An 11,516-nucleotide genomic window follows, 5' to 3' on the forward strand; every position below is an offset into this window, starting at 1 on the left:
GCGTGGATTCAGTCGAAAAATGCGATTTTTCGACTGAATGAACACTTTGAAATGTGAAGCATTTCAAAGTTAATCTGGTCTAGTGGTGGTAGGGAACCTTGCGCAGGATGCATTCCGCGCGGTAAATCTGCTCCAGCAGCACCACGCGGGCCAGTTCGTGCGGCAGGGTCATGTCCGACAGGCGGATCATTTTACTGGCTTTCTGACGCACGCAATCGTCCAGCCCCCAGGCTCCGCCGATAATAAAACAGGCCCGGCCGCGCGCGTCCTGATCCATCTGTTGCAGCAGGGCGGCCATCTGGGGCGAGGTAAGCCCCTGGCCGCGTTCGTCCAGCACAAGAACCACGTCCTGAGGCGTCAGGGCCTCAATGATGCGCCTTCCCTCAAGGGCATTGCGCTGATCAGGGGGCAGGGCGGCGTCGCCATCGCGCACTTCGGTATATTCCAGGGGCCGCCAGCGGTTGATGCGCGTGAGGTAGTGGGCTGCGGCGTCTTTCCAGAAAGGTGTTTTTAACTTGCCCACGCTGATGCATCGTAAGGGTTTGCCTGCCATGTCTCTCCAATCATTCTGTCAGGATCTGCAAGAGGCCGTCGCCTGTCTGCGCGGCGGTCATGCGCTGATTTTTCCTACCGAAACCTTTTATGGTCTGGGATGTCTGGCCACAGACAGCGTGGCTGTAAACAGAGTCTACCAGTTGAAGCGGCGTTCCGTCCATAAGCCCTTGCCACTGCTGGCGGCCAGCGCGGAGCAGGTGCGGGTCGTGGCCTGCCTTGAGGCCATGCCCGAAGCCCTTGCCGCCTTCTGGCCAGGGCCGCTTACGGTGCTGCTGCCCGCAAGCCCCGCATTGCCTGCGGCCCTTGTGAATGAACGCGGTCAGGTGGCGGTACGGGTGACGCCGCATCCTGTGGCGGCGGCTCTGGCCCGGGGGGCGGGCGGCCCGCTGACGGCCAGCAGCGCCAACCTCAACGGGCGTCAGCCCGTGTGCCGCGTGGAACAACTGGACCCCGAACTTCTGGCAGCGCTGGAACACCAAGGGCAGACACCCTGCGTGGTAGCCCTTGGCCCGTCCCCGCGGGGGGGGGAGCCTTCAACCCTTGTGGAGCCCTTGGCGGACGGGGAAAACGCCGGGCCGCGCTCGCGGCGGCTGCGCATGGTTCGCGCCGGGGCAGTGAGCGCTCAGGCCCTGGAGGCCGCGGGCTTTACGATTGTCTAAGGTCGCGCTGAAATATTATTTGGCATGCTTTGTGGGGGAGGGACCCTTTTGGAAAAGGGTCTCCTCCCCCATGCCCCCACCCCCTAAAATTTTTATGGTGGGTTGGTATAGTACAAGGCGCTATTTACTGATTTCGCGCCACGCCGGTTGTTTTCGGCCTGAGTCTTTACACATCTGGCCGTAACCGCTGGCGGCTGGTCAGGGGCATTGCGCGGCGGGCCGTAATGCAGCGCTGACTGCCGGGGCATCGGGCAAGCGGGCAGCCCGGACTAGCTGGATCATCTGGCTGGATTATCAAGGCTTCACGAAAACCTGCCGCCGTACTATGGCGTTGATGTACTGGTCTTCAGTCTGAATCAGCCCCAGCTTTGCGCAGATGTCCGCATAGCTGTTTTCGCGGTTGTCACGGAACTTCTCGGTCAGGGCCATGAAAGGGCGCAACACAAGGCCCCACCCGCGCAGACGCGGCTTTGCCAGATCCACCAGCAGAAATTTGCCGCCGGGTTTCAGCATGCGGGCAATATTGTTCAAGGCGGCGCGGCGCACCTTGGGGCTTGCCTCGTGCAGGGCCATTGAGGTCATGACAAGGTTCAGCGCCGCATCTGGAAAAAGCGCGTCATCCATAGACGCCGTGCTGAAGTGCAAGACCCCGCCCTGACCGCCAGGCCGGTTGCCGGCATAGGTCGTCTGGTCTTCGGAAATGTCCACCCCGTGTATGATGCAGCGCGGTGACGATCTGTGCGCCAGCGCGAAACTCAGGGCCCCCGTGCCGCACCCCATGTCCAGAGCTTTCATGCCGTCTTCAAGGCGCAGGTCGCCAACGGCGCGCTTGTAAAAATCATCGTTCAGACCGAATATTCTGGCCATGCGTTCGTAGTGCTTGCCCGCGCGCATCCCGGTAAAGGCCTCGCCTTTTTTCGCCGTGTTGTGGCTGTTCATATTTTTTCCCGTAGCTGGTTAGGGTGAAGCGTGCAGACCATGGCGCGCCTAGCGTCAATGCTGCCGTGCGTGCTTGCGGCGGCGTGCGCTGATACTTTGTATGGCAGCCATACAAAATATCTCCAAAAAAAGCCGCCTCGATCAGGTTTTGCTGAAGGCGGCGAGCCGCATCAGAATGTCATTGAGCAGGCTGGTAAAACTGTTCAGCATCTCCGGGCTATGCTCCGCTGCCGCTTCAAGCACCAGATTGTCGAGCTTCTGGTGAAAACAGATGTGGTTTTGGTGGGCAAGCAGGCCTTTATCAGTAAGATAAATGTTCAGCCTGGTCATTTTCAGGGGGTCTTTTTCCTTGCGCACAAGCCCCTTGCGTTCAAGTTTGCGCAGCATCTCAGAAACGCTGCCCTTGGTTATTCCAAGTTTCTCGGCCAGCCCGTTCACATGAATGCCCTGGGCATTGTGAATGGTCATGATCATCTGTATTTCCGCCAGATGAATCTCCACATCAGTGCCAAAATTGCGGCATTGACGCTCAAGCATGTGAAACTGGTTTACCAGTGAGAGCAGCGCGAAGCAGATGTGGTTATTGCGCAGGCGCTGGATGTCCGGGTCGTCGTGGGCGGCAAGAATTGACTGCTGAATGCGCAATTCGACGGCGGTTTTTTTGCTGTCCTTATCGTACATGCGGGATATGTATGGTAGCCATACCTTTTTGTCAAGATCTGGCGTCGCTTGCCTCTGAACGCTTGCGGCCCGACCTTTGCTGGCTTAGTATGCCTGTGCCTGCGGCTTTCGCCGAGGGGCAAAGACCATTGAGGCTCAAATGAAAAAAGACGTTGTCTGCCCGCACTGCGGCAAACCCTATTCCTGCTTTCGCAATCCCGCGCCCACGGCGGATGTGATCATTTACGAACCGGGCAGGGGGGTGGTGATCATCCGGCGCAGGCATGCGCCCATCGGCTTTGCCCTGCCTGGCGGGTTCATCGATGAGGGCGAGCAGGCTGAAGAGGCCGCCGTTCGTGAAATGCGCGAAGAGACAGGGCTTGATGTGGAGCTGACCGGATTGCTGGGCGTGTATTCGCGGCCCAAGCGCGATCCGCGCCAGCACACGCTTACCGTGGTTTTTACGGGCAGGGCGCATAATCCCGACGCCATCTGCGCCGGGGACGACGCGGCCCAGGCCGCCTTTTATCCAATGGACGCCCTGCCGCAGCCGCTGGTCTTTGATCATGCGGAAATTCTGGAGCATTTCAGGCAGGCACTGGCCGGACAGCGGCAGGTGGCGGCCGTGCAGCCCCTGGCCTGCCACCATCTGGCCGATATGAACGCCGACACGGAAAAAAGCGCGGCATCCGCCGCATCCACCGGCGCAGCCGCGTCCGCCACATCCACCGGCGCAGCCGCGTCCGCCACACCCGCAGGGCATGAAGGGGAGAAGTGCTGATGGGCTACCGCAACATGCAGGAATGCCTCGCCGATCTGGAGAGCTGTGGCCATCTCAAGCGTATCGACGCTGAAGTGGACCCGCATCTGGAGCTGGCGGCCATCCAGCGGCGGGCCTTCAGGGCCAAGGCTCCGGCCCTGCTGTTCACGCGGGTCAGGGGAACGTCCTTTCCCATGCTGTGCAATCTTTTCGGCACGCGCGAGCGCCTGCACCATATTTTCAGGGACAGCCTGCCTGCCGTGCGGGCCGTGCTGGCCGCCAAGGCCGATCCCGCGGCCGCTCTTAAAAAGCCCTGGCGCGCGCTGCCGGCGGTGCCGGGGCTCTGGCGCATGCTCCCGCGGCTGCGGCGCGGCACAGTCGGAAGGGAGGGCGGCAACGTGCCCGTGCTGGAGCGCCGTTGCGCGCCCGCCGACCTGCCGCAACTGACCTGCTGGCCTATGGACGGCGGGGCCTTCATCACCCTTCCCCTTGTTTACAGCGAAGACCCCGTTAAACCGGGAACCGACGCGTCCAATCTCGGCATGTACCGGGTACAGCAGAGCGGCAATGACTACGCGCCGGATGAAATGGGCCTGCACTACCAGATCCACCGTGGCATCGGCGTGCACCACGCCCACGCCATCGCGCAAGGACGTCCGCTCCCGGTGCACGTGTATGTGGGCGGCCCGCCAAGCCTCACCGTGGCCGCGGTGATGCCCCTTCCCGAAGGTCTCAGCGAATTGCGCTTCGCCGGTCTGCTTGGCGGACGCCGTATGGATATGGTCAGGGTTGACGGCCTTCCCTTGCCCGTGCTTGCGGAAGCGGATTTTTGCATCAGCGGGCACATCATGCCCAAGCCCAAGCCCGAGGGACCCTTTGGCGACCATGTGGGGTATTACAGTCTTACCCACGATTTTCCCGTGCTCAAGGTGGATGCGGTGTACCACCGCAAGGGGGCGGTGTGGCCTTTTACCGCCGTGGGGCGGCCGCCGCAGGAAGATACCGTTTTCGGCGAATTCATCCACGAACTTACCGGGCCGCTGGTGCCGCAGGTTTTTCAGGGCGTGCGCGAGGTGCATGCCGTGGACGCGGCAGGGGTGCACCCCCTGTTGCTGGCCCTGGGCAGTGAGCGCTATACTCCCTACGAAGCCAGGCGCAGACCGCGCGAACTCCTGACCATGGCCCTGCATCTGCTGGGAACCACGCAGACGGCTCTGGCCAAATATGTTCTCGTGGCAGCTCACGAGGATGCCCCCGGCCTCAGCGCGGGCCATGCGCCGCAGTTCTTGCGTCATCTTCTGGAACGCACGGATTTTGCGCGCGATCTGCACTTTATCACGCACAGCACCAACGATACCTTGGACTACACGGGGCTTGGCCTCAATGAGGGGTCAAAGCTCATATGGGCTGCCGCCGGGGAAAAACGGCGCGAACTCGGGCTGGAACTGACAGGTCAGGCGGCCGATCTGCCTTCCCTGCCTGAGGGCTTCGGCGACGCGCGCGTGGCTGGCCCCGGCCTGCTTGTGCTGCGCGGTCCACGGCACGCTCTGGGCAGAAACGAGACTGATCCGGCGATGGAAAACCTTGCGGACGCGCTGGCCCACTGGCCCGGACGCGAAGCCTTTCCCCTGGTGGTGGTTGCGGACGATGCGGCGTTCTGCGCCAGGGATATGGACAACTTTCTCTGGGTGGCCTTTACCCGGTCCGACCCGGCCACGGATGTGTACGGGGCCCGCGCGCAGACGCGGGCGAAGCACTGGTCGTGTGAAGTGCCGCTGGTTATGGACGCCCGCCTGAAGCCCTTCCACGCTCCCCCCCTGGAAGAGGACCCGGCCACCACCCGCAGGGTGGATGCCCTGGCCGCACCGGGCGGGCCTTTACACGGATATCTTTAACATGGGGGAGGCAGCGGCATGAAAATAGCCCTTTTGCAGTGCAACAGCGTCACTGGCGATGTGGCCGGAAATATGGAACGCATACTTGATGACGTGCGGCAGGCCGCCGCAGCCGGGGCGGAGTTGTGCGTGACGCCTGAACTGGCCTTGTGCGGCGTGGCTCCGGGGCACTATCTTTGTGCGGATGATTTCGCGGCCGGGTGCCGCAAGGCGCTCGACCACATGGCTGAAACGCTCAAGGACGGCCCGGCCCTGCTGGTGGGTACGCCCGTGCCCAGCGTATACGCCTCGGGCCTGCTTTCCAATGCCGCGGTGCTGGTTCATAAGGGCGCGTGGCAGGTGGCCTCGCGCAAGGTTTACCAGGGCGGAGCCCAGGGGTCGGGGCCGGATGCCGAAGACAGCCGCTATTTTGACAGGGGCATTTCCTGCGGCATTCTGACCCTGGGCGGCTGGCGCATGGGCGTTGTGCTGTGTGAAGATGCCCAGCGCGAAGAAGATGCCTTTTGGAAAACCCGCTACGCCAGCGGGCACAATCCGCTCATGGAACTGGTGCAGCGCGGCGTTGACGCCCTCATCCACATGGCGGCGGCTCCGTATACGGAAGGAGCGCAGGCCGCGGGCGAGCATATGCTTTCGCACGTGGCCGCCCGGCATCATGTGCATCTTTTTTCCGTCAACCTTGTGGGCGGCAACGACAGCCGCGTGTACAACGGGCAAAGTCTGGTTTTTGATCCCACGGGTCAGCTGCTGGCACGGGGAAAGGCTTTTGACGAAGACGTGCTGCTGGTGGACACAGCCCGCAATACCGCAGGCGGCAAGACTCCGGAGCCGTTGTGCGCCAGCGTTGAGGAAGACTGCTGGCGGGCGCTTACATTGGGCACACGCGACTTTGTGCGCAAATGCGGCGCTGCAAAGGCCATTGTCGGGCTGTCGGGCGGTATGGATTCGTCCCTTGTGTGCTGCGTGGCCGTTGAGGCTCTGGGGGCGGAAAACGTCACCGGCGTGCTCATGCCTTCGCCCTACAGCAGTGACGGCTCGGTCAGTGATGCCCTCAGCCTTGCCAGCAGCCTTGGCATCACCACGGTCACACTGCCCATTGAACCTGTGATGAACGCCTTTGCCCAGACGCTGGCTCCTGGTCTGGATCTTTTTGAGGCCCGCCCGGGCGACACCACCTTCGAAAACCTTCAGGCGCGCATTCGCGGAACCCTGCTGTCCTCCCTGGCCAACCGCGCCGGGGCGCTTGTGCTCAATACGGGCAACAAAAGCGAGGCCGCCATGGGGTACAGCACCCTGTACGGCGACACCGTGGGGGCTCTGGCCGTCATCGGCGATCTGACCAAGACGCGCACCTATGCCGTGGCGCGCTGGTATAATGAACACAAGGGAGAGCAGATCATTCCGCAGCAGGTCTTTGACAAGGCGCCCTCGGCGGAACTGCGCCCCGGCCAGAAAGACGCGGACAGCCTGCCGCCCTACGAAGAGCTTGATCCTGTTCTTGAAGATCTGCTGCTGCCCACAACGCCGCCTGTGACCGGGCATTCTTCACCCCTGCGTCTTGAAGTGCGGCAGAAGCTTTTTTCGGCCGAATTCAAGCGCAGGCAGGAGCCATTGGCGCTTTTTGTCAGCCGCATGCCCTTTGGCGAGGGTTGGCAGGCCCCAGTGGCCGGGCATTATCGGCTGCCATAACATTTGCGCAGCCGGGGCTGAATGCGGGAATTTTTTTGTACATCGACTGTGAGGGGACGGTCATTTTCGCCGTGCTTTCACTGTGTGGACGTTTTGTGTGAGGGCAGGGGTCTGGCGCGTCGCGTCAGGCCGGATCGGCTGTGGTCATGCGCCCCCTGCGCAGCCGGCCTGCCTGCTTGATGTTTGCCGTAGCTGTGTGGCGGCTGCGGACGTGTGGACGGCTGGAGAACGGCGGCCCGCCTGAAGCCTGGCGGGCGGGGGTTTTTTCTTGAAGACGGCGGCGCGCTGGGGTAAGAGCAGTGTGTTGCATAACGAAGATCGAGTGGAGGAAAGTATGGTGGAAGCACCTGAAAAAAATCTGGCCCTGGATATTGTGCGTATTACCGAAGCAGCGGCTCTGGCGTCAGCCCGCTGGCTCGGACGCGGCGACAAGGAGGCCGGAGACGGCGCTGCCGTTGACGCCATGCGCATCAGCTTTGCCACTCTTCATATTGACGGTCTGGTGATTATTGGCGAGGGCGAAAAAGATAACGCCCCCATGCTGGCCAATGGCGAAAAAGTGGGCATGGGCGTGGGCCCCTGCCTTGATGTGGCTGTGGACCCGGTGGAAGGCACAAGCCTTCTGGCCTATGGCCGCCCCAATGCCATCTCTGTGGTGGGCGTCGCCCCCCAGGGCTGCATGTTCAACCCCGGTCCGAGCTATTACATGCAAAAGCTCGTGGTATCCCGCGAAGCGCGCGATGTGATAGATCTGGACGCGCCCGTCAAGGTGAACCTGGCCAACGTGGCCAAAGCCCTGGGCAAGAGCGTGCAGGACCTGGTGGTCTTTGTGCTGGACAAGCCCCGGCATGAGAAGCTCATCAGCGAAATCCGCCAGGCTGGCGCGCGCATTCAGCTCCACACTGACGGCGACGTGGCTGGCGGCCTCATGGCTGTGGACCCGCGCTCTGAAGTGGACATCATGATGGGCACGGGGGGCACCCCTGAAGGCGTGCTGGCCGCCTGCGCCATCAAGGGCATGGGCGGGCAGATACTGGCCCGGCTTGATCCGCAGTCCTATGTGGAAAAAGAAGCCATCAACGAGGCCGGTACTGACGTGCGCGAGGTGCTTACCGTCAATGACCTTGTACGCAGCGATGACTGCTTTTTTGCCGCCACCGGCATCTCCGGCGGCGATTTCCTGCGCGGCGTGCGCTACAGTTCCAAATACGCCGTGACGCATTCCCTTGTTTTACGCGGTAAAACGGGAACGTTGCGGTATGTGGAGTCTTATCATAATATGGACAGACTCTCGAAATTCAGCGCGGTTCGGTATTGAATGAATACTTTGTTGTCGGGCTTACGGGCGCAGTCGCGCCCTGTGGCGTCACTGAACATGAATTTTCATACACGTGCGGCCACTATGGCTGCACGTACGCTCCTGGCCGGAATGGTCGTCCTCTGCCTGACCCTGGCGTCCGGTTTGCCGGGCGGTTTTTTTTCCGGTCAGGCCCTGGCTGCTGTCAACCATGCGAAAAAACAGGCCCCAGCGGCTTCCACTGTATACGAAAAGCAGCCTCCCGTTACGGACAAGGAGCTGCTGAACTTCCTCGAAGCGCTGCCGCAATTTCGTGCCTGGGCCAAGGCCAATAATGAAGAGGCGCACCCCACTCTGAACGACGGCAAGGCGGATTTCATGTACTCGCCGCAGGCAGCCGCCTGGGTGCAGCAGCATGGATGGGACCCGGTACGCTTTTTTTGCGTCATGGGGCGCATGGCCGCCGCTCTGGCCATCGTTGAAGAAGGCAACGACATGACTGGCGTGCGTTCCAAAGACATGCCGGAAGTGACGGAAGGTGAGCTGGCTCTGGCCCGGCGTCATCTTGGCACCATGCTGAAGGTCAGCACCGATGTGCCGCCCATAAGCCGGTAGGCGGGGCATATCCGGCGCGCGACGCTTCTGGCGCTGGCGCGAACGCGGAAAAAATGGTTCGGGCTCGCAACATGAAAACCAGCCCGCAGACATCATTGCTGCGGGGCACTGTGGGCGGTCCGGGATGGATCGCGTCAGTTTTCGTAGGCTGCTGCGAGGGTCATTTGCCACGCAACGCCTGCAGCACAAAATCTGCAAAGGTGGTTTTGCATGTCGACCCGGCGGTACGCGTTCAGTTGGGATTTTGTCGGCAATATTCATGATGGTCGGCCAAATCTTGGCAACAGCGCACGCATTGAGGTATATCGCCTGTTTCAGTATACCCTGCGTGATATCATCGAGTTGCGCTACGGTACGACCGAATCCGAAGAAGTCATGCGCGAGAGCGGAAAACTCGCCGGGTGGAAATTCTGCGAAAGATTTGTCGGCCGCCGTGAGCGGTTTGACGATTTTGTGGCGGCGGTGCAAAAAGCCCTGCTGGACTTTGGTATCGGCATTATGCGGATCGAAAGCGCCAACTACGAAACCTTGCATTTTACCCTGACCGTGGCTGAAGATCTGGATTGTTCCGGTCTGCCGGACAAAGAGCACACGGTCTGCCACTACGATGAGGGCTTTCTGGCAGGAATGCTTCTGGCCCAGACCGGCGAGGAATTTTACGTGCGTGAAACCGATTGCTGGTGCACCGGCGACAGGACATGCCGCTTTGAGGTCAGACCGCAGCCGCAGATGGCCACCAGCAATGCCTGAGGCAGGGTCGCATTGAGCAGATATCTTCTCAATGGCTGCCTAAGCCCCTTGGATCTGTCGATCCGACCATGCCGCGACACGTCTTCACGATGAGCGCCAGCGCAAACCGTTGCCGGCGCCAATGCGCTGGTAAAGAACTCTGACAGGGTTCAGGTTCACGGCGCGTGGGAGTTTCGCCCGTTGCGCCAGCAAAGCGCCCGGTTTTCGCCGCCACAAGGGGCCAGAACATAGGCAATCAGCAACCACCAGGGCTGCGTCCATAGGGACGCAGCCCTGTTCGCGTATTCAGGCGTAGGAAATCATGGCAGAAACCGGGAGCGGACGAGGATTGAGAATATATATTTTACGGCCATGCACATTCGCACAGCCCTTGGCAGCCAGGGCAAAGCCGCGCAGCGCGCGTGCCGTCACAGCGGTCGCCAGTGCATGCGGCTTCGTCAGGCGGAGAGGGGGAATTTGATTCTCGGTACAGGGCGAGCGCCCGTGCATGAGGCTGCCAGAGCAACTTCAGGTGAGCGCGCACGATCCAGCGACAGGCGCGGTTTGAAAAGCGCTCCGAGCCCGTGGCGGGCACAAGGCGCAATCCCCGGCCACAACACGCCAAGCAACGTGTTTTTACTTCGTGCCTGCGTTATGGGCTGGCGTGTCGCGGCTGTATCGCGGCAGGCGCACCGCCGCGGAATAAAAAATCCCTGAAAAGGGCATTCAGGGATTTTTCGCTGTAGCTGCATTCCCACGCCAGGAGACCGTGCGGCCCTCAGTGGGTGAACAGCGCCGCCCATCCCCCGTTGAAAAGATTTTCCGGCCCCGGCACCTGCCAAGGGCCGGAAAATCATGTGGGGAGGGGAGTATGTTTTGGCAGCGGCATGGCCCGGGGGCCATGACTACGCGGCCATTGTGTCAAAAAGTTCTTTGGCGTTGTTGTTGGCGGGGTTGGCGCCAAGCACAGTTTCCAGATGCTGACGGGCATCGTCACTGCGGCCAAGGTAAATCAGGCATCCTGCCAGGGTCACGCGAACGGCTTCGGCTTCAACGCCGGTGCGCAGGGTGTCTTCCAGATGGGGCAGCACGCTTTCAACGCGGTCCAGCTGATAGGCTTCACGCACAAGGCAGTTCAGGGCGATGATGTTTTCGGGGTTCTTGTTCATGGCGCGGGCAAAGTAGTCAAAAGCGCCTTCGTGCTGACCCTGTTCCATAAGAACCAGGCCGATGCCGCACAGGGCCTTGTCGGTCTCTTCAACCGCAGCGGCCTTTTGGTAAAGAACCAGCGCCTTGTCAAGCTCGGAGCGCTGCACCGCCACAGTGGCCAGGCCCATGTACGGGGCCGCGCTCTGGGCGTTGCTGTTGGCAGCCTTGCGATAATATTCTTCGGCCTTGTCAAAGTCACCCATGAACAGGTAGCATTCACCCAATTCTTTATTGATTTCGTAATCCAGTTGATTGCTCATTTTTTCCTCCCCAACTGAGGCTGGTTTGCGGAGGCGCAGAATGCGCCTTTGGTTTGCCCCGTATTATGCACTGCGCGTGCCAATTCTGAATTATGCAAGCAAATCAGTGCATTGATTTTTTGATGCGAAGGGGTTTGCGGGGTGGCGGCAAAGGCAGCCGCGCAAAAAACGCCAAAAAGCCGCCACTGACGGGGCGGGCGGCAGATTTTGCCGCCGGGTACGCAAAAAGCCTTTTGCGCACAGGGGCAA

At 61.0% G+C, this 11,516-nt stretch carries 11 protein-coding genes; 7 read left to right on the forward strand and 4 right to left on the reverse strand.

Features of this window, described 5'->3' with window-relative positions; genetic code table 11:
- Window positions 1-79: 79 nt before the first annotated feature.
- On the reverse strand, window positions 80-553 hold the full coding sequence (locus ACZ5DH_RS01580; protein WP_464255419.1) for a 23S rRNA (pseudouridine(1915)-N(3))-methyltransferase RlmH: 474 nt from the start codon (window positions 551-553) through the stop codon (window positions 80-82).
- Here ACZ5DH_RS01580 and ACZ5DH_RS01585 point away from each other — a divergent pair.
- On the forward strand, window positions 552-1,214 hold the full coding sequence (locus tag ACZ5DH_RS01585) for an L-threonylcarbamoyladenylate synthase (RefSeq protein WP_464255420.1): 663 nt from the start codon (window positions 552-554) through the stop codon (window positions 1,212-1,214). The two genes, ACZ5DH_RS01580 and ACZ5DH_RS01585, sit on opposite strands and share 2 nt — an antisense overlap.
- A 294-nt stretch (window positions 1,215-1,508) precedes the next feature.
- On the opposite strand, the gene ACZ5DH_RS01590 is transcribed toward ACZ5DH_RS01585, so the two are convergent.
- Both ACZ5DH_RS01590 and ACZ5DH_RS01595 read right to left on the reverse strand, forming a co-directional pair.
- Window positions 1,509-2,153, reverse strand: a complete 645-nt coding sequence (locus ACZ5DH_RS01590; protein WP_464255421.1) for a class I SAM-dependent methyltransferase — start codon at window positions 2,151-2,153, stop codon at window positions 1,509-1,511.
- A 141-nt stretch (window positions 2,154-2,294) separates the two neighbouring features.
- A complete protein-coding gene (locus ACZ5DH_RS01595) occupies window positions 2,295-2,834 on the reverse strand; it encodes a MarR family winged helix-turn-helix transcriptional regulator (protein WP_464255422.1) in 540 nt (179 codons plus the stop codon).
- Window positions 2,835-2,973: 139 nt separating this feature from the next.
- Here ACZ5DH_RS01595 and ACZ5DH_RS01600 point away from each other — a divergent pair, with 139 nt between their 5' ends.
- The 6 genes from ACZ5DH_RS01600 to ACZ5DH_RS01625 all read left to right on the forward strand — a co-directional run bounded on the left by ACZ5DH_RS01600 (window position 2,974) and on the right by ACZ5DH_RS01625 (window position 9,819).
- Complete coding sequence (locus ACZ5DH_RS01600; protein ID WP_464255423.1) at window positions 2,974-3,594, forward strand: NUDIX domain-containing protein; 621 nt, start codon at window positions 2,974-2,976, stop codon at window positions 3,592-3,594.
- Window positions 3,594-5,468, forward strand: coding sequence for a UbiD family decarboxylase (locus ACZ5DH_RS01605; RefSeq protein WP_464255424.1), 1,875 nt, complete (start codon window positions 3,594-3,596; stop codon window positions 5,466-5,468). Before ACZ5DH_RS01600 ends, ACZ5DH_RS01605 begins: the two co-directional genes overlap by 1 nt.
- Window positions 5,469-5,486: 18 nt before the next feature.
- Window positions 5,487-7,157, forward strand: a complete 1,671-nt coding sequence (locus ACZ5DH_RS01610; RefSeq protein ID WP_464255425.1) for an NAD+ synthase — start codon at window positions 5,487-5,489, stop codon at window positions 7,155-7,157.
- 334 nt (window positions 7,158-7,491) lie between these two features.
- A complete protein-coding gene (gene glpX, locus ACZ5DH_RS01615) occupies window positions 7,492-8,475 on the forward strand; it encodes a class II fructose-bisphosphatase (protein WP_464255426.1) in 984 nt (327 codons plus the stop codon).
- A gap of 84 nt (window positions 8,476-8,559) precedes the next feature.
- Complete coding sequence (locus tag ACZ5DH_RS01620; protein ID WP_464255427.1) at window positions 8,560-9,069, forward strand: serine/threonine protein phosphatase; 510 nt, start codon at window positions 8,560-8,562, stop codon at window positions 9,067-9,069.
- A gap of 210 nt (window positions 9,070-9,279) precedes the next feature.
- Window positions 9,280-9,819 carry a V4R domain-containing protein gene (locus tag ACZ5DH_RS01625; RefSeq protein WP_464255428.1) on the forward strand — a complete coding sequence of 180 codons (540 nt, stop codon included), beginning with the start codon at window positions 9,280-9,282 and terminating at the stop codon, window positions 9,817-9,819.
- A gap of 884 nt (window positions 9,820-10,703) precedes the next feature.
- On the opposite strand, the gene ACZ5DH_RS01630 is transcribed toward ACZ5DH_RS01625, so the two are convergent.
- Window positions 10,704-11,267, reverse strand: a complete 564-nt coding sequence (locus tag ACZ5DH_RS01630) for a tetratricopeptide repeat protein (protein ID WP_464255429.1) — start codon at window positions 11,265-11,267, stop codon at window positions 10,704-10,706.
- Window positions 11,268-11,516 lie beyond the last annotated feature (249 nt).

Source organism: Desulfovibrio simplex (assembly GCF_055387835.1).